Genomic DNA, 17,840 nt, shown 5'->3' on the forward strand with positions numbered 1-17,840 from the left:
CTCCTTATAAATAAGTAATGCCAGGTTTTGCCGTGCTGATGCGGGTGCCGGCCGTGCCCTGGACGATCGCCTCGATGTCCGAGAGTGAACCGATCACCGCGACCTTTCCAGTATGGCGCGCGAACTCGCAGGCTGCCTGAACCTTGGGTCCCATGGAGCCGGCGGCGAAGCCGAGTTTTTCCATTTCGTCCGGGTGCGCCTGGCCGATGGCCTTTTGTGTGGGTTTACCGTAGTCGATGAAGGCCGCGCTGACGTCGGTGGCGATCACCAGCAAATCGCTGTCCAGCTGTTCGGCCAGCAGCGCCGAGCACAGGTCTTTGTCGATCACCGCTTCCACGCCCTGCAGCTTGCCATGGGCGCCGTACATGGTCGGAATGCCGCCACCGCCGGCGCAAATCACGATGCTGCCTTTTTCCAGCAGCCACTTGATGGGGCGGATTTCGAAGATGCGTTTCGGTCTCGGGCTGGCCACCACGCGACGGAATTTGTCGCCGTCCGGGGCAATCGCCCAGCCTTTTTCGGCGGCGAGTTTTTCTGCTTCGGCCTTGGCGTACACCGGGCCGATGGGTTTGGTCGGGTTCTGGAAGGCCGGGTCGTTGGCGTCGACTTCGACCTGGGTCAGGAGCGTGGCGAAGGGCACTTCGAAGTCCAGCAGGTTGCCCAGTTCCTGTTCGATGATGTAGCCGATCATGCCTTCGGTTTCGGCGCCGAGCACGTCCAGCGGGTAAGGCGACACCGAGGTGTAGGCCGCCGCTTGCAACGACAGCAGGCCGACCTGCGGGCCGTTGCCGTGGGCGATGACCAGTTCGTTGCCGGCATGGATCTTGGCGATCTGTTCGGTGGCGATCCGGATGTTGGCGCGTTGGTTGTCCGCGGTCATGGGTTCACCACGGCGGAGCAGGGCGTTACCGCCCAGAGCAACGACGATACGCATGATTCAGTCCTTTCAATAAAGAGATTACGAGCGACTCGGTTCCTCTGTCGAAACCCGGTCAATGTGGGAGCGAGCCTGCTCGCGATTACCATTTCACATTCAACAATGATGTTGGCTGTTACTCCGCTATCGCGAGCAGGCTCGCTCCCACAGGGGGGCGTGTGCCTGCAGGAGGAACCGGGTCAGCCGTTACAGGTCAGCCAGGGTCGACACCAGGATCGCCTTGATCGTGTGCATGCGGTTTTCCGCTTGCTCGAAGGCGATGCACGCTGGCGACTCGAACACGTCATCGGTGACCTCGATGCCGTTGGACAGGTGCGGATACTGCTCGGCAATCTGTTTACCGACCTTGGTGTCGCTGTTATGGAACGCCGGCAGGCAGTGCATGAACTTGGTGCGTGGGTTGCCGGTGGCTTTCATCAGTTCCGCGTTGACCTGGTAGGGCAACAGTTGCTGGATGCGTTCAGCCCAGGCTTCGACCGGCTCGCCCATCGACACCCAAACGTCGGTGTGGATGAAGTCCACGCCCTTGACCGCTGCTTTCGGGTCTTCGGTCAAGGTGATCCGGGCGCCGCTTTCTTCCGCGTACTTCTTGCAGCGCGAGACCAGATCATCAAGGGGCCACAGGGCTTTTGGCGCGCAGATGCGCACGTCCATGCCCAGCTTGGCACCGATCAGCAGCAGTGAGTTGCCCATGTTGTTGCGCGCGTCGCCCAGGTAGGCGTAGCTGATTTCGTGGATCGGCTTGTCCGCGTGTTCACGCATGGTCAGCACGTCCGCGATCATTTGCGTCGGGTGGTACTCGTCGGTCAGCCCGTTGAACACCGGCACGCCGGCGAACTTGGCCAGTTCCTCGACGATTTCCTGCTTGAAGCCACGGTATTCGATAGCGTCGTACATGCGCCCCAGTACTCGGGCGGTGTCCTTCATGCTTTCCTTGTGGCCGATTTGCGAGGAATTCGGGTCGATGTAGGTGACGTTGGCGCCCTGATCATAGGCCGCGACTTCGAAGGCGCAACGGGTGCGGGTCGAGGTTTTTTCGAAGATCAGCGCGATGTTGTTGCCTTTGAGGTGTTGTTGCTCGGTGCCGGTGTACTTCGCGCGTTTGAGGTCGCGGGACAGGTCGAGCAGGTAACGCAGCTCACGGGGCGTGTGGTGCTCCAGGCTGAGCAGGTTACGGTTGTGGATGTTGAACGCCATGATGATTCTCCTTGAGTTCGGTAATCGGCCCGGCCGCTACCGGGTCAGTGCGGCCGGGGGGATGGTCGTTTAGTAGTCGATTGGGTCGCGGATGATCGGGCAGGTCATGCAGTGGCCGCCGCCACGGCCGCGTCCCAGTTCACCGGCGCTGATGGTGATGACTTCCACACCGGCCTTGCGCAGCAGGGTGTTGGTGTAGGTGTTGCGGTCATAACCGATGACCACGCCGGGTTCCACGGCCACCACGTTGTTGCCGTCGTCCCACTGCTCGCGTTCGGCGGCGAAGCTGTTGCCGCCGGTTTCCACCACGCGCAACGCTTTGAGGTTCAATGCCTTGGCCACCACATCGAGGAAGTTGCCTTCTTCGCGACGGATGTCGATGCCCCCTTGTTTGCCTTCATCCGGACGCAGGGTGAAGCCGACGATCTGGTTCACCACTTCCGGGAAAATCGTCACCAGGTCGCGGTCGCAGAAGCTGAACACGGTGTCCAGGTGCATGGCCGCACGGGACTTCGGCAGGCCGGCGACGATGACTTTTTCCACGGCCTTGTTCTTGAACAGGTTCAGGGCCAACAAGCCGATGGCCTGACGGGATGAGCGTTCGCCCATGCCGATCAACACCACGCCGTTGCCGATCGGCATGACGTCGCCGCCTTCGAGGGTGGAACTGCCGTGTTCCTGGTCCGGATCGCCGTACCAGATTTCGAAGTCGGCATTGGTGAACTGCGGGTGGAATTTGTAGATCGCGGTGGTCAGCAAGGTTTCCTGACGGCGCGCCGGCCAGTACATCGGGTTCAGCGTCACGCCGCCGTAGATCCAGCACGTGGTGTCGCGGGTGAACTGGGTGTTGGGCAGCGGCGGCAGAATGAAGCTGGAGTGGCCGAGGAAGTCGCGGAACATCTGGATGGTCTTGCCGCCGAAACTGTCCGGCAGGTCATCGGCGGAGACGCCGCCAATCAGGAACTCAGCGATCTTGCGCGGCTCCAGGCTGCGCAGCCATGACTTCGTTTCATCGATCAACCCCAAGCCGACCGAATTGGCGGTGACCTTACGTTCCAGAATCCAGTCGAGGGCTTCAGGAATCGCGACGATGTCGGTCAGCAGGTTGTGCATTTCCAGCACGTCGACCCCGCGTTCACGCATCTTGGTGACGAAATCGAAATGGTCACGCTTGGCCTGGGCGACCCACAGCACATCATCGAAAAGCAGTTCGTCGCAGTTGTTCGGGGTCAGCCGCTGGTGGGCCAGGCCGGGGGAGCAAACCATGACTTTGCGCAGTTTGCCGGCTTCGGAATGTACGCCGTACTTAACTTTTTCCGTGGTCATTACAGTGATCCTCCAGATGACAAATAAGTCAGGTGTTACAGGGTCAGGAAGCCGTCATACAGCCCGTAAGCAGCCACCAGGGCGCCCACGATGACGGCTGCAAAAATCAGCTTCTCGACGTTGGTGAAAATCGGTTTGCCGAGTTCTCGCTTGGCCTTGGCGAACAGGATGACCCCGGGCGCATAGAGCAGGGCAGACAACAGCAAGTATTTGGTGCCCCCTGCGTAGACCAGCCAGACCGCGTAGATCACCGCAATGGCACCGATGAGCAAATCCTTCGAGCGTTCGCCTGAGTCGTTTTCATAACTCTCGCCGCGCACCGCCAGCAGCAGTGCATAAGCCGCGGACCACAGATACGGCACCAGAATCATTGAAGTGGCGAGGTAGATCAGCGACAGGTAAGTACTGGCGGAAAACAACGTGATGATCAGGAACAGCTGCACCATCGCGTTGGTCAGCCACAAGGCATTGACCGGCACATGGTTGGCGTTCTCCTTGCGCAGGAATTCCGGCATGGTGTGGTCCTTGGCGGCGGCGAACATGATCTCCGCACACAGCAGCACCCATGACAGCAACGCACCGAGCAGGGAAATGATCAGGCCGACGCTGATCAGCACCGCGCCCCAGTGACCGACCACGTGCTCCAGCACCGCGGCCATCGACGGGTTCTGCAGTTTCGCCAGTTCCGGTTGGGTCATGATGCCCAGCGACAGCACGTTCACCAGCACCAGGAACAACAGCACGGTGATGAAGCCGATCACGGTGGCTTTACCGACGTCGCTGCGCTTTTCCGCCCGCGCCGAGAAGATGCTCGCGCCTTCGATGCCGATGAACACCCAGACGGTGACCAGCATCATTTTGCGCACCTGGTTCATCACGCTGCCCAGGTCGGGGTTTTTCACGCCCCAGATGTCAGCGGTGAAGATGTCGAGCTTGAAGGCGAAGATCGCGATCAGCACAAACAGCAGCAGCGGCACGACCTTGGCGACGGTGGTCACCAGGTTGATGAACGCCGCTTCCTTGATCCCGCGCAGCACGAGGAAGTGCACGGCCCAGAGCAGCAGCGACGCACCAATCACAGCGGCAACGGTGTTGCCTTCGCCGAAGATCGGGAAGAAGTAGCCGAGGGTGCTGAACAGCAGGACGAAGTAACCGACGTTACCGAGCCAGGCACTGATCCAGTAACCCCACGCGGAGGAGAAACCCATGTAGTCGCCGAATCCGGCCTTGGCGTAGGCGTAGACCCCGCCGTCCAGGTCAGGTTTGCGATTGGCGAGTGTCTGGAACACGAAGGCGAGTGTCAGCATGCCTACGGCAGTGATGGCCCAACCGATAAGCACCGCGCCGACGTCGGCACTGGCGGCCATGTTCTGGGGCAAAGAGAAGATCCCGCCACCGATCATAGAGCCGACAACCAACGCAACAAGTGCACCGAGTTTCAGTTTTCCGGGGGATTCAGACATTGCATGACTCCAATGCAGGAGAAGAGAGACAACAGAGTAGTTCTGTTAGCAATTCAGTCAGCTGACTTAGATCAGTGCATGGCTACATTCCATTGTTAATGAAAGACTTATGAACCTTTTCCGGGCATAACGGTTTTTCCGGAAAAGCCCGGTCCAGAGGCCTCGACTCATACAAAAGGAATAACTCCAATTGCTTGGAACTTTTACGCTAGTTCGTTTTCCGCGTTCCGCAAATTTTTGACGCCGGTTTCAGGTATGGAATCGATTAATTAAGATTGACCCACAAATTCGCTCTTTGCCAAGACGCTAATAGAATCATCCGCTATAAATAACGGACATGACTTGGCGTTTTCTAATAAACGTTATTACGCTGTATCTATTTAGTTAAAACCAACCATGTGACGGTTTCCCGGCCGTGGTCATTCCCCGGTCACATCGGGAAAAATGGAGACGCAGGCATGTCGCAACCGACGCAAAAACTTCGCCTGAGCGCACTGATCGCGCTGGTGGTTGGATCGATGATTGGTGGCGGGATATTTTCCTTGCCGCAGAACATGGCCGCCCGTGCCGATGCCGGCGCGATATTGATCGGTTGGGCCATTACCGCCGTCGGAATGCTGACGCTGGCCTTCGTGTTCCAGACGCTGGCCAATCGCAAACCCGAGCTGGATTCCGGGGTGTACGCCTACGCGAAGGCAGGGTTCGGCGACTACATGGGGTTCTCGTCCGCGTGGGGGTACTGGATCAGTGCCTGGCTGGGCAACGTCGGTTACTTCGTTCTGCTGTTCAGCACCCTCGGCTACTTCTTTCCGGTGTTTGGCCAGGGCAACACGCCCATCGCCATCGGTTGCGCCTCGGTCCTGCTGTGGGCCGTGCATTTTCTGGTGCTGCGCGGGATCAAGGAGGCGACGTTCATCAATCAGTTGACCACCGTGGCCAAGATCGTGCCGCTGATCATGTTCATCGTCATCGCCGCCGTGGCGTTCAAGGCCGACATCTTTACCCGTGACATCTGGGGCCGCAGCAACCCGAATTTCGGCGGCGTGATGGATCAGGTGCGCAACATGATGCTGGTCACCGTGTTTGTGTTCATCGGCATCGAGGGCGCCAGTGTGTATTCGGCGCGGGCGGAGAAACGTTCGGATGTCGGCCGGGCGACGGTCATCGGTTTTATTGGCGTGCTGGCGCTGTTGGTGCTGGTGAATGTGTTGTCGCTGGGGATCATGAGCCAGCCGGAACTGGCCAACCTGCAGAACCCGTCACTGGCGGCGGTGCTGGAGCACATCGTCGGGCCTTGGGGCGCGTTGTTGATCAGCATTGGCCTGGCGATTTCGCTGCTCGGCGCGTTGCTCTCCTGGGCGCTGCTTTGCGCCGAGATCCTCTTTGCCACGGCCAAGGACAAGACCATGCCGGCCTTCCTGAAAAAGGAAAACGCCAACCATGTGCCGGTCAATGCGCTGTGGTTGACCAACGTGATGATCCAGCTTTTCCTGCTGATCACGCTGTTTTCCGCCGGGACTTACACCAGCCTGATCTACCTCGCGTCGTCGATGATTCTGGTGCCGTATCTGTGGTCGGCAGCGTATGCGGTGTTGTTGAGCGGGCGCGGCGAAACGTACGAGCACGCGTCGGCGGAACGCACCAAGGACTTGCTGATCGGCGGCATCGCGCTGAGTTATGCGGTGTGGCTGTTGTACGCCGGCGGGGTCAAGTATTTGCTGCTGTCGGCGTTGTTGTATGCGCCGGGGGTGATTCTGTTCGCCAAGGCCAAACGCGAGCAGGGTGAACCGCTGTTTACAGCAATCGAGAAAGGGATTTTTACCGCGGTCATCAGCGGCGCCGGTTTGGCGGCGTACGGTTTGTACAGCGGATTTCTGTCGTTGTGAGGTTGCGGCTGGCCTATCAGCCGCCCTATGACTGGCCGGCGATGCTGGGGTTCTTGTCGGCGCGGGCCGTGGCGGGAATGGAAACGGTGGTGGATGGCGTGTATTCGCGCAGCATTGGCCTGGAAGGCGATCACGGCACGTTTTGGATAAGGCCGGTGGCGGGCGATGCGCTGGAAGTGACGCTGGATTTTCCTGACCCGGCGGCGGTGCCGGAGATCGTTGCGCGGTTGCGACGGATGTTTGATCTGGATGCGGATTTAGCCGCGATTCATCGGTCGCTGGAGGCTGACCCGTTGATGGCGCGGTTGATTGCCGAGCGGCCGGGATTACGGGTTCCGGGGACGTGGGACGGTCTGGAGCTGGCGATTCGTGCGGTGTTGGGGCAGCAGATCAGCGTGGTTGCGGCGATCAGGTTGGCAGGGAAACTGGTGGTGCAATATGGGCAGCCTTTGACGTCGGTTTTGCCCGGTATCACGCATGTGTTTCCGGTGGCTGATGTATTGGCGCAGGCGGATCTGGCGGCGCTGGGCATGCCGAAAAGCCGGGGCCGGACGTTGTCGGGTGTGGCCCAGGCGTTGCTTGATGATCCGTTATTGTTTGAGCCGGGGCGTGAGGGTGGTGTGGCTCGGTTGCTGGCGTTGCACGGGATTGGCGACTGGACGGCGCAGTACATTGCCTTGCGACAATTGCGCGAGATGGATGCGTTTCCGGGTGGGGATGTGGGATTGATCAATGCGTTGTCGGCGCTTGAGGGGGAGCGGGTGACGGCTCGGGGGTTGTTGGCGCGGGCCGAAGGTTGGCGACCTTGTCGAGGGTATGCGGCGCAGCTTTTGTGGACATCACTGAGTCGGGCGGACTGAGCTGAACCGGGATTTGTGGTAACTGATCTGACGCCTTCGCGAGCAAGCCCGCTCCCACATTGGATTGATGGCGTGCACATAATTTGTGATCGACGAAGACCCAATGTGGGAGCGGGCTTGCTCGCGAAGAGGCTGGAAAGTCACCCCCACTGCGCGCGATGTGAACCCAATTCGGAGGCCGGTATCGCCCACTGCAACGGCGTCCCGGTGATTTTCAGTGGCACATGAAGCCGATGCGCCGGCCCCCAGGGCGTCTGTTCAACCAGTAAGTCCTGATCGTTTTCATCCTCTGCCCGCAGAAGCTCACTCGTCCCCGCCCCCTGTTCAATCAACAACTTCGCCGTCCGCGCCAGCGACAACCGTGCTGACCCACTCCGTCCCAATAACGTGATCGCCGCAGCCGCCATCAAATACCCGGTGGCATGATCCAGCGCCTGAACCGGCAACGGCGTCGGCTTGTCCGCCTTCTTCCATTGCATCCCCGCTTCGGCAATCCCGCTGCTCATCTGCACCAGGCTGTCGAAGCCGCGGCGGTTCTGCCATGGTCCGCTCCATCCGTAGGCGTTCAGGCAGACGTCGATCAGGCCGGGCGCGAATGCCTGTCGTTCGGCGACGCCGTAACCCAGCCGTTCCAGGGCATCGGCGCGGTAGCCGTGGAGCAGAATGTCGGCGTCCTTGAGCAGGCTTTCGAACAAGATGCGATCTGCTTTGTCATGCAAGTCCAGGCGTGCGCAGCGTTTGCCCAAGGTGACTTCCGGCACCACGCCGGGCTCGTTCCAGGTCGGTGGGTCGATGCGCAAAACGTCGGCGCCGAGGCCGGCAAGAAAGCGACTGGCGACCGGGCCGGCAAGCACGCGAGTCAAATCCAATACCTTGATCCCGGCCAGTGGTTGCGCCACCGATCCTTGCCACGATCGCGGCGGTTCAGGGTTGCCGGCGCTGAACTGAATCAGTGGTTCAGAATTCACCGCCTGGCCCTGGGGATGCGCCTGCCATTGCGCCCAACTGCGCATTTCGGCGGCACAGCCACCGGCCTCGACCACGGCCTGTTCCAGATCGGTTTTCGCCCATTGCGCAACCTTGCTCGCCACGGCGGCGCGGTCGGCACAGGCGCCGAGCACTTTTTCGGCCGCCGCACGGTGATGAGGCGCGTTGGTGTGCAGGCGGATCCAGCCGTCGCTGGTCGGGTAGTCTCCGGCCACCGGGTCCCAGAGTGGAGGAACGCTCCAGCCGACGGGACGGATCGACGTCGCGAACCAGAAAGAGGCGAGGCGACGGTCGACTTCAAGGCTGGGCAAACGACCGGTGTGCTGGTGCAGTAACTCGCTGACCGCCTGGCCGGCAGCGGCAATGCTGGCGCTCGCCAGGTCAGTGACGGCGAACGCCGAGGGCAGGGCGCCCTTCGAGGTGAACGGAATCGGGGTGTGGGGCAAGCCGAGTGCGGCTTGAATGGACGTGAGTAAATCAGTCATCGAAGGCCCTCCGAAAGAGGGCCTGAGCATAGAACAAAACACCGGTCAATTAGATGAAAACCCATTAGCCTGCCGAGCACGAACCTGTAGGAGCCGGCTTGCCGGCGATAGCGGTGTGTCAGTTGACATCTACGTTGGCTGACACACCGCTATCGCCGGCAAGCCGCTCCTACAGGGATTTGCGGTGTGGCTTTACACGCGGAACTGATCCATCAATTTCATCTGGTGGGTGGTCAGGGAATTGAGCTGGCTGCTGATATGCGCCGATTCGGTGGCCTGGCCGGTCAGGGTTTCGGTGACGGTGCGGATCGCCGAGACGTTGCGGTTGACCTCTTCGGCCACGGCGCTTTGTTGTTCGGCGGCGCTGGCGATTTGAAGGTTCATGTCGCTGATCACCGTGACCGCGTCGCTGATTTTGCTCAAGGCTTGCACCGCTTGTTGAATCTGCCCGGCGTTGCTGTGCGCCTGGGTCTGGCTCGAATGCATGGTGGCGACCACGCCGCGGGTGCCGGTCTGGATGCGCTCAATGACGATACGAATCTCTTCCACCGAATCCTGCGTGCGTTTGGCCAGGTTGCGCACTTCATCGGCCACCACCGCAAAACCGCGACCGCTCTCGCCGGCACGGGCGGCTTCGATGGCGGCGTTGAGCGCCAGCAGGTTGGTCTGCTCGGCGATGCTGCGGATGACTTCCAGCACCGAACCGATCTGCTCGCTGTTGACCGCAAGCGCTTCGACTTCGGTCACCGCCTTGCTGACTTCGTCGGCCAGTTGATTGATGTCGCGGGTGCTGCGTTCGATGATCGACATGCCATCGCGAGCCGACTGGTCAGCGCCCTTGGCCGCGTTTGCCGCGTTCGACGCACTGTTGGCGACGTCATGGGCCGTGGCGCTCATTTCGTTGGACGCGGTGGCGACCTGGTCGATTTCGCGGAACTGTACCTGCATGCCTTCGCTGGTCTGGCGGGCGATTTCCGAAGACTGATCGGCGGTGCCACGGGCATCGGTGATGCTCTGTTTGATCTGCGCGATGGTCGGTTGCAGCTTGTCGAGGAAGCGGTTGAACCAACTCACCAATTCGCCCAGTTCGTCCTGCTTGCTGTAATGCAGGCGCTGGGTCAGGTCGCCGTCGCCGCTGGCAATGGCCTTGAGCATCTCGGCGACGCTGTTGATCGGCCGGGTCACGCCCGACGCGGTGAGCCAGATCAGCAGCAGGCCGACGAGGCCGGCAGCGACCGCCACCAGCACGGCTTTGATCGTGCCGCTTTGCTGGGCATCATCGAGCACCGTTTGCAGCTTCACCGAATCGGCCAGCAGCACTTGCTTGGGCAGGTCGATCACCACGCCCCAGGCTTTGGAATCACTGATCGGACTGACCGGGTACACCGCACGAATCAAATCACCTTGTTCGAGGATTTTCGGTGTGCCGCCGCTGAGCAATTGCAGGACATCCTTGCCCTCTGCGCCCAGGGTCTCACCGATGCTTTTGCCGACCTTGCTCGCGTCGACGCTGTAAGCGGCAAGCACGCCGCTGCCAGAGACAATCAGCATGTGCCCGGCGCTGTTGAACAGATCACGCTGGGAACCGACAGCCGCTGCCTGCAAGGCGTCGAGGGCGATGTCCACGCCGACCACGCCGATGGATTTGCCGTCCACCAGCAGCGGTACGGAAATGGTGGTCATCAGCATTTCCTTGCCGCCGACGGTGTCGGCGTACGGGTCCAGCAAGCAGGTGCGCTTGTTGTCGCGAGGGCAGGTGTACCAGCTGTTGTAAGGCGTGCCGCTGAGGCTCAAGGTGGTTTTGGTCATGTCGTCTTCGACCATGATCGTGTTGAGCGCGGTACCACCGGCGCGGCTCCAGTAACTGGCGAAACGACCGGCTTCGTTGGACTGGCGAGCGGCGTCATTGGCGAACTCGCTGTCCTTGCCGTCCAGACCGTTGGGTTCGAACGCCAGCCAGATCCCCAGCACTTTGCTGTTGCGCTCGAAGGCGGTTTTCAGGCTCTGGTTCAACTCTTCACGCAGGGCGCCGGCCTCAAGCGAGCGCTTGGCGGCCAGGGTGCGCATGTCCTTGATCTGGTCCGCCAGGGCGGTCACCACCAGCAGGCTTTCGCCAAAGGTTTTCTGCACCCGCACCGCTTGCTCGGCGGCCTTGGCCTGAAGCAGGTCTTGCACGCTGTCGGTGAGCATTTTGCTGCTGGAGGCGCTGACCAGCTCATCGTTCTGGTTGGTCTGGTAGAAGTTCATGCTGACGATCAGGACGACCACGCCCAGCAGGCATAGACCGGAGAGCAGAACGATTTTCAGGCGGATGGACAGAGAGTCGAACATAGGACGAACTCGCGAAGGGATGAAGTGTTGGCTGCGAGTCGAGGCCGACCCGGTTCGCCAAATCCATTCAGCGCCAATCTCTGCGCATCGGCGTGGTGCGAGGATGCATGAAGGTGACCCCGACGAACGGTCATGGTTGAACGTTTGCGCGGGAAAAAGTGCCGAAAAGCGCTTTAAAACGGGGATAAATCGCGGAGTGTGTCAGGTGGTTTGCGGCAGTGATTCCGGTCGTGACCAGATCCACAGATTGCCCAGGCTCATGCCGGCGATGGCGAGGTAAACCGGCCAACCGTGATCGAGCATGACCAGCATCAACCCGGCGCACAGCAGCATGCTCACGGTGGCACTGACCTTGGCTCGACGCGCGACGATTTTACCGTTGCGCCAGTTGCAGAGGATCGGACCGAACAGCCGATGGTTTTCCAGCCAGGCACTCAGGCGCGGCGAACTCTTGGTCGCGGCCCAGGCGGCGAGCAGGACGAACTCGGTGGTCGGCAAGCCTGGCACGACGATGGCGATCAGGCCGATGGCTAGGCTGATGTAGGCGAGTGCGCCGAACAGGAAACGGGCGAGTTTGGAGGAGGCGCGAGTCATAAGATCGACTTGTAACCTGTAGGAGCGAGGCTTGCCCGCGAAGAACGATAACGCGGTCTGTCAGAAAAACCGCGTTATCATTCTTCGCGGGCAAGCCTCGCTCCTACAAGGGCGGGGTTATCAGGCGAGTTCGGGGGTGGTGGCGTAGGCGTGTTCCAGCAACACGGTGAAGCGGTTGAACGCATTAATTGCGCCTTTATCCAGCTCGGCTTCTTCCTGTTCGGTGAGTTCCAGGCCATCCAGCGTCTTGACGAAGCTTTTCCAGCCTTCAGCGCGGCCACCGGCCGGTTCGCCGAGGTGACGGGCACCGAAGGTCTCGCTCAGGCCCAGGCCGACAGCTCGTTTGATCAGGAACGCTGCACCGAGCTTCGAGCCTTCGGACACAAACAACCAACCCAGCGCTTCGGCTTTGCTCGGGTTGCTCACTGCGCCCGCGACAGGCGCCGGCACTTCGGTGTCCAGATCGGCCAGGTCAGCCTTGGCCGCTTCTGCACGGCAGCGCGCCGCCAGATCCGCAACGATGGCGATCAGTTCGGCGTCGTTGTACAGCGCCACTAGCTCCGACTGGAACAGATATTGCGCCACCACGAAACGGGCGAAATTGGCCTGGGTTTCGAACGGCGCGTGGGCTTTGACCAGCGCATCGAGTTTGGTGTGGGGCTCATGGGTGATCTGGTTCAAGCGTTGCGAGCGCAAAGCCGGGCGTTGAGCAGTGTCCTGGTTAGTCATGAGAAATCCTTGAAGAAAAGAGGCGCTTGGTAACGAGACGAACAAGAAGACGCCTGACAGTAAAAAAACCTCACTGTGCGGCGCTATAAAAAGCCGCGCAGTGAGCGTGCAGGGTCAGATGTCCCAGACCAGATTGACCGCGAAGTTGCGACCCGGCTGAGTCAGGCGATCAAGGTTGGCCGGGCTGATGACCGACGCCTCGCCGACGCCGTCGTAACCGCGCACGTCATCCCACAGCCAGTACTTCTTGTCGGTCAGGTTGTAGACCCCGGCACTGACGGTCACGTCGTCCGTCACTTTGTAGAAACCGGTCAGGTCCAGCACGCCGAAGCCTGGCGTCTTGAACTGGCTGCTGACGCCGTCCGGCGACTTGAATTTGGTGTCGTCGACGCGATCCTTCTTTTTCACCAGCGTCCAGCTGAGCAAACCACCGTAGTTGTCCTGGTCGTAACCGAGGCCGAACACGCCGGTCAGCGGGTTGACGCTGTTGATCGGTTCGCCGTTGTCGTTGTTGCGACCGTAGGCGTAGGCCACCGAGCCCTGGGTGTACAGACCTTGTGGTGCGCCGAACGCGTCGAGGTTCAGACGTCCCTTGACCTCTGCGCCCTTGATCGTGGCGCGCTTGATGTTGGCGCTCTGGAAGGTCAGCTCGTTGTAACCGGGGGAGATGGCATCCTCTTCGATGAAGTCGCGGTACTTGTTGTAGAACACGGCCACATCGAAGGAACCCGATTCGAATTGACCGCGCAGACCGGTTTCAAAACCTTTGCTGGTTTCCGGGTCGAGGTTCGGGTTGGGTTCCACGCGATAACCGGTGGTGGTGTTCTCGAAGCGTCCGTACAACGCCTTGGCGGTCGGTGTGCGGAAACCTTCGGCGTACTGGCCATACCAGGTGTACTGGTCGGTCAGGGCGTAGGTCAGGCCGAATTTCGGCGACACACGATGCCAGGTTTTGGCGTCGTTGCTGACGGTGCCGCGGCCATCGGCCGCCACGGTGTTCAAGAACTCCTGGGTGATGTGCGGCTTGAGCTCGGTGTAGTCGTAGCGCAGCCCCGGCAGGAAGGTCCATTTGTCCCAGCTGATCTGATCCTGGGCGAACAGGCTGTAGGTGTTGACGGTCGGGTCGGGGAAGTCGCTGGATTTTTTCAGCACGTCTGCGGTGCTGACGGCGCCGAGGGTTCGGCAGGAGCCAAAGACCGCGAGGCAGGTGCCGTTGCCGCTGCGCGAACCGGTGACTTTCTGCTGCTTGATCGTGGTGCCGTAGGTCAGCAGGTGCTCGGTGTCGGCAAGACTGAAAGCCTTGTCCAGTTGCGCGTCAAACACCCACTGCTTTTCTTCGTAAAGGGTTTCGCGGGTGCGCAGCACTTTACGTGAGATCGGGTAGTAGAACTCTTCGGTGCTCTGGTCGGTCTTGGCGACCTGATGGTTCAGGCTCCACTTGACGTTGTCTGCCAGCAGACTGTCGAGGGCGAAGCTGTGTTCCAGGCCGAAACGCTCGCGGGTGACGGTGTCGTTACCGGTGCGCCACTGGTACATGCCGCCCGGCAGGATGCTGGTCGGAATCGCCGGCTGGCCTTTGTCGAACGGACCGCCGTAGGCGCTTTTCAGATCGGTGTCGCGGTCGTCCTTGTACTTTTCATACGTCAGGCCCAGGCGCGAATCTTCGTTGTAGTTCCAGCCGATCTTGGCCAGCACGTTGTAGGTACGCACGTCTTCAGGGTTGGCCGCAGTGCGCGCCAGGCCGGTGCCGTTGTTGCTGCCGTAGGATTCGGTTTCATGACCATCGCGCTGGCTGTAATGCAGCAAGCCATCGAACTGATCGGCGCGGCCAGCCACAGTCGCGGACTTCAACCAGCTCTCGTCGGCGGAGCTGTAGCCGGTTTTCAGGCGGGCGCCGACGTCTTTGCCGGGTTTGATGATGTCGTCCGGGTCGAGGGTGAAATAACTGACCGCGCCGCCGATGGCGTTGCTGCCGTACAGCACTGAGGCCGGTCCACGGAGGATTTCGACGCGTTTGATGATCTCCGGGTCGACGTAGTTGCGCTGGGTCTTGGCATAAGGGCCGTTGAAGAAGTCGTTCGGCACTTCGACGCCATCGACCTGGGTCAGGACCCGGTCGCCGTCGATGCCGCGGATGTTGTAGCCGCTGATCCCGCCGCGCTGGCCCGCACCACCGACCGAAACGCCCGGTTCGTAACGCACCAGGTTCTTGATGGTGTTGACGTTGTTGCGGTCCAGCTCTTCGCGGGTGTGGACGGTGACGGTGCCCGGCACGCTTTCCACGGTTTGTTCCTGGCGGGTGGCGCTGATGGTCACCTGTTGCAGGTTGAGGGCGCCGCTGTTCGGGCGCTTTTCCAGGACGATGTTGTTGTTTCCCAGTTTGCGATAGCTCAGGTTGGTCCCCACCAACAGGCGATCCAGGGCTTTCTCCGGCGACAAGGACCCGCGCACGCCCGGCGAGGCCACGCCTTGCCCAAGTTCTGCCGGCAAGCCGACCTGCCAGCCCGTCACCGCGGTAAAGGCATTGAGTGCCGAGACGAGCGACTGTTGCGGGATCGCAAACGCGTAATCGCCCATGTTGCGCGTTGGCTGCTCGGCGGCGGTGGCGGCCATCAGCGGCGCGCTACCCGCCATGAGGATGGCGGCGGTCAGCAGCGAGAGCACGCGGGACGGTGAAGATGAGTGGCGGGTAAGGCGAGAGGACATCGATAGCGCTCCGAGTCGCACGAATCTTTATAGGTGCTGATTGGCATATGAAGATGCGAATCAATTGCATTGGCTATAACGAGACGTACGAGCTTCAGCTATCGAGTAAAAATAATTCTCATTTAGTTCAGGATCACCAGCGCCGGATATTCCTGGAGCCGCGCCGAGGTGATGTGCGCCAGCGAGCGGAGCACGTCCAGCGGCTGGTCGAGACGGTAATTGCCGGTCACGGCGACGTCGGCCAATTGCTCGTTGTTGTTGATGATCCAGCCTGGATAGTAGCGACGCAGCTCCGCCAGCACCTGGCTCATCGGGCAGTTTTCGAACACCAGTCGGCCCTGGACCCAGGCCAGGTCAGTCGCGGCGTCGAGCCTGGCCGGCCGGTCGAAACCGTTGGGGCCGATGCGGATGCTTTCGCCGGCAGACAGGCGAATCCGTGCGTCGTCGCGGGTCGCCCGCAAGTCGACATCACCACGCTGCACTTGAACCTGCGTCACGCCATCGAGGTAGCGCACCGCAAATGCCGTGTCGTGCACGCTGGCCTTCACCGGTCCTGCGTCGATCTCCAGCGGCTGGCCGCGATGGGCCGGCACTTCGAAAAACGCTTCGCCCTGATAAAGACGGGCGACGCGCTGCTGATCGTTGATGGTGCTGGAAAACGCCGAGTTGGTATTGAGCAGGACTTTCGAGCCGTCCTCCAGTTGCAGGCGCTGACGCTCACCGACCACCGTCAGGTGATCGGCCTGGAGACGCAGGGGCAGGTTGCTGAAACTGAACAGGCCGAGGATCAACACGGCAGCAGTGGCCAACGGTTTCCAGTGCGGGCGCAGGCGCGACAACACGGTGACTTTGGGTGGCAGCGCGGCCAGGTGTTGCGCGCATTGCACGACTTGCGGGCCGTCCCAGATGGCCTGGGCCTTGGCGAACGCTTGTGCATGCAAAGGGTCGGCGTCCAGCCATGCCTGGAACTGGCGAGACTGTTCTTCGCTCGGACTGCCCAGCACGATCAGCCAGTCCAGGGCCTGGTCCATCGCACTTGCGGAGTCCCGCGCCGGGGAGGGCGGAGGGGAGCGGTGGGTGTCCGTCACGGTGTTTCCTCGGCAGTGTCTGTGCACGGCTGTTTTTTAGTGGAGCTTGAAAGTGGGCAAGGGTAGCAAAGCCTTGCGTGCTCAGTCGTCGTTTAACCGTTCGGCGACACCGATGCAGATGGCCATGATCAGCTTCAACTCCTTTTGCACCGTGCTCAATGACACGCCGAGCTTCTCGGAAATCTCCAGATAGCTGTGCCCGTGCAAACGGCTGAGAATGAAAATCTGCTGCTGACGGGCGCTGAGTTCACTGAGGCTCACGTTCAAACGCTCCAGCAATTGTTTGGCATGGGCGGCGTCCTCGGCACTGCTGGCCGGCGCGGCAATGCTTTCCACCACGTCCATCGGCACGTCGTCGAGCATCGTCCGGGACTGAATGCGCCGCGCACGCAAATGGTCCAGCGCCAGGTTGCGGGCGGTCTGGAAAACAAAGGGTTCAAGGTGGTCGATGGCCCGTTCGCTGAGCGCACGGGTCACGCGCAGGTAGGTCTCCTGCAAAAGGTCTTCGGCGGTGCTGTGATTGTTGACCATCCGCTCCAGCGTGCGCAGCAGAGAGACGCGCTGGGCGATGAAGACGTGATTGAAGCGCGATTGACTCACGGGAGGACCTGATCCATTTCGATCAAATGATAATGCTTATCATCCGTCTTGGTGGTCAAGTCCTGATTTGTGAAGGTTTATGCGCGGCCCAGCAAATAGGTCGCGTAATCGGGAATGCGATGGGAATGCGCCTGATCCATCAACGGGCTGCTGAGCAGGTAGTCGGCGCTGCATTCATTGCAGGCGACGGGAATGTTCCAGACTGCCGCGACCCGCAGCAACGCCTTGATGTCCGGGTCATGGGGTTGCGGTTCGAACGGGTCCCAGAAGAACACCAGCATGTCGACCCGCTGTTCGGCGATTCGCGCGCCGAGTTGTTGGTCGCCGCCCAAAGGGCCGCTGATCATGCTTTCCACGGGCAGGTCGAGGCGTTGTTGCAATAACAAACCCGTGGTGCCGGTGGCGACCAGTTCATGTTGCGCGAGCTTGTCTTTGTGCCGCTCGGCCCAGTCCAGCAGGAACACCTTGCAGTGGTCGTGGGCAACCAGGGCGATGCGTTTGCGCGCGGCGACGGTTTTTTGCGTGAAGCTGATACCGATCATGGGATGTTCCGTAGGCAGGTTACCGACGATGGTGTTCATGAGGCCGCCATCGCCAGCAAGCCGGCTCCTACAGGGATCGGGTACGCCGCAACCTTGTAGGAGCCGGCTT

The 17,840-nt window shown here is 60.8% G+C and carries 14 protein-coding genes and 1 pseudogene; 2 read left to right on the forward strand and 13 right to left on the reverse strand.

Annotated features, from left to right (window positions below; translation table 11 throughout):
* Positions 1 to 4 precede the first annotated feature (4 nt).
* The 4 genes from arcC to arcD (PMI32_RS18485) all read right to left on the reverse strand — a co-directional run bounded on the left by arcC (position 5) and on the right by arcD (PMI32_RS18485) (position 4,923).
* Entirely contained in the window at positions 5 to 934 is a 930-nt protein-coding gene (gene arcC / locus PMI32_RS18500) for a carbamate kinase (RefSeq protein ID WP_008027818.1), read from the reverse strand.
* Between the two features lie 189 nt (positions 935 to 1,123).
* The gene (locus PMI32_RS18495; RefSeq protein WP_008027820.1) at positions 1,124 to 2,134 is read right to left on the reverse strand and encodes an ornithine carbamoyltransferase; all 1,011 of its coding nucleotides are present in this window, start codon (positions 2,132 to 2,134) and stop codon (positions 1,124 to 1,126) included.
* Between the two features lie 69 nt (positions 2,135 to 2,203).
* On the reverse strand, positions 2,204 to 3,460 hold the full coding sequence (gene arcA, locus PMI32_RS18490) for an arginine deiminase (RefSeq protein ID WP_008027822.1): 1,257 nt from the start codon (positions 3,458 to 3,460) through the stop codon (positions 2,204 to 2,206).
* Positions 3,461 to 3,495: 35 nt separating this feature from the next.
* The gene (gene arcD / locus PMI32_RS18485) at positions 3,496 to 4,923 is read right to left on the reverse strand and encodes an arginine-ornithine antiporter (protein WP_008027824.1); all 1,428 of its coding nucleotides are present in this window, start codon (positions 4,921 to 4,923) and stop codon (positions 3,496 to 3,498) included.
* A gap of 458 nt (positions 4,924 to 5,381) precedes the next feature.
* Between arcD (PMI32_RS18485) and arcD (PMI32_RS18480) the strand changes: the two genes are divergently transcribed.
* A complete protein-coding gene (gene arcD, locus PMI32_RS18480; RefSeq protein ID WP_008027826.1) occupies positions 5,382 to 6,809 on the forward strand; it encodes an arginine-ornithine antiporter in 1,428 nt (475 codons plus the stop codon).
* On the forward strand, positions 6,806 to 7,669 hold the full coding sequence (locus tag PMI32_RS18475; RefSeq protein ID WP_008027828.1) for a DNA-3-methyladenine glycosylase family protein: 864 nt from the start codon (positions 6,806 to 6,808) through the stop codon (positions 7,667 to 7,669). The genes arcD (PMI32_RS18480) and PMI32_RS18475 overlap by 4 nt, the downstream gene beginning before the upstream one ends.
* Before the next feature lie 140 nt (positions 7,670 to 7,809).
* Here the strand turns inward: PMI32_RS18475 and PMI32_RS18470 are convergent, their stop codons facing one another.
* From PMI32_RS18470 to PMI32_RS18435, 9 genes and pseudogenes are all read right to left on the reverse strand, one after another.
* Positions 7,810 to 9,141 carry a CoA transferase gene (locus PMI32_RS18470; RefSeq protein ID WP_008027830.1) on the reverse strand — a complete coding sequence of 444 codons (1,332 nt, stop codon included), beginning with the start codon at positions 9,139 to 9,141 and terminating at the stop codon, positions 7,810 to 7,812.
* Positions 9,142 to 9,333: 192 nt separating this feature from the next.
* A complete protein-coding gene (locus PMI32_RS31065) occupies positions 9,334 to 10,089 on the reverse strand; it encodes a methyl-accepting chemotaxis protein (protein WP_443216506.1) in 756 nt (251 codons plus the stop codon).
* Positions 10,090 to 10,191: 102 nt separating this feature from the next.
* Positions 10,192 to 11,472: pseudogene (locus PMI32_RS31070) on the reverse strand (methyl-accepting chemotaxis protein); the annotation flags it as partial.
* 201 nt (positions 11,473 to 11,673) lie between these two features.
* Positions 11,674 to 12,066: a YbaN family protein gene (locus PMI32_RS18460; protein ID WP_008027833.1), complete on the reverse strand. Its 393-nt coding sequence runs from the start codon at positions 12,064 to 12,066 to the stop codon at positions 11,674 to 11,676.
* Between the two features lie 120 nt (positions 12,067 to 12,186).
* Positions 12,187 to 12,795 (reverse strand): biliverdin-producing heme oxygenase, encoded by a 609-nt coding sequence (locus tag PMI32_RS18455; RefSeq protein ID WP_008027835.1) that lies wholly within the window; start codon positions 12,793 to 12,795, stop codon positions 12,187 to 12,189.
* 114 nt (positions 12,796 to 12,909) lie between these two features.
* On the reverse strand, positions 12,910 to 15,501 hold the full coding sequence (locus tag PMI32_RS18450; protein ID WP_008027838.1) for a TonB-dependent receptor: 2,592 nt from the start codon (positions 15,499 to 15,501) through the stop codon (positions 12,910 to 12,912).
* A gap of 122 nt (positions 15,502 to 15,623) precedes the next feature.
* Positions 15,624 to 16,589, reverse strand: coding sequence for a FecR family protein (locus PMI32_RS18445; protein ID WP_008027841.1), 966 nt, complete (start codon positions 16,587 to 16,589; stop codon positions 15,624 to 15,626).
* Positions 16,590 to 16,670: 81 nt separating this feature from the next.
* On the reverse strand, positions 16,671 to 17,189 hold the full coding sequence (locus PMI32_RS18440; protein WP_008027843.1) for an RNA polymerase sigma factor: 519 nt from the start codon (positions 17,187 to 17,189) through the stop codon (positions 16,671 to 16,673).
* A 77-nt stretch (positions 17,190 to 17,266) separates the two neighbouring features.
* Complete coding sequence (locus PMI32_RS18435) at positions 17,267 to 17,731, reverse strand: methylglyoxal synthase (RefSeq protein WP_032828697.1); 465 nt, start codon at positions 17,729 to 17,731, stop codon at positions 17,267 to 17,269.
* Between the last annotated feature and the right edge of the window lie 109 nt (positions 17,732 to 17,840).

It is taken from the genome of Pseudomonas sp. GM60 (assembly GCF_000282415.1).
GTDB lineage: Bacteria > Pseudomonadota > Gammaproteobacteria > Pseudomonadales > Pseudomonadaceae > Aquipseudomonas > Aquipseudomonas migulae.

Excerpts from the sequence above, each read along its gene's own strand:
- arcC (WP_008027818.1), bottom strand. The coding sequence starts at position 934 with ATGCGTATCGTCGTTGCTCTGGGCGGTAACGCCCTGCTCCGCCGTGGT.
- PMI32_RS18495 (WP_008027820.1), bottom strand. The coding sequence starts at position 2,134 with ATGGCGTTCAACATCCACAACCGTAACCTGCTCAGCCTGGAGCACCAC.
- arcA (WP_008027822.1), bottom strand. The coding sequence starts at position 3,460 with ATGACCACGGAAAAAGTTAAGTACGGCGTACATTCCGAAGCCGGCAAA.
- arcD (WP_008027824.1), bottom strand. The coding sequence starts at position 4,923 with ATGTCTGAATCCCCCGGAAAACTGAAACTCGGTGCACTTGTTGCGTTG.
- arcD (WP_008027826.1), top strand. The coding sequence starts at position 5,382 with ATGTCGCAACCGACGCAAAAACTTCGCCTGAGCGCACTGATCGCGCTG.
- PMI32_RS18470 (WP_008027830.1), bottom strand. The coding sequence starts at position 9,141 with ATGACTGATTTACTCACGTCCATTCAAGCCGCACTCGGCTTGCCCCAC.
- PMI32_RS31065 (WP_443216506.1), bottom strand. The coding sequence starts at position 10,089 with ATGCAGGTACAGTTCCGCGAAATCGACCAGGTCGCCACCGCGTCCAAC.
- PMI32_RS18460 (WP_008027833.1), bottom strand. The coding sequence starts at position 12,066 with ATGACTCGCGCCTCCTCCAAACTCGCCCGTTTCCTGTTCGGCGCACTC.
- PMI32_RS18455 (WP_008027835.1), bottom strand. The coding sequence starts at position 12,795 with ATGACTAACCAGGACACTGCTCAACGCCCGGCTTTGCGCTCGCAACGC.
- PMI32_RS18450 (WP_008027838.1), bottom strand. The coding sequence starts at position 15,501 with ATGTCCTCTCGCCTTACCCGCCACTCATCTTCACCGTCCCGCGTGCTC.
- PMI32_RS18435 (WP_032828697.1), bottom strand. The coding sequence starts at position 17,731 with ATGATCGGTATCAGCTTCACGCAAAAAACCGTCGCCGCGCGCAAACGC.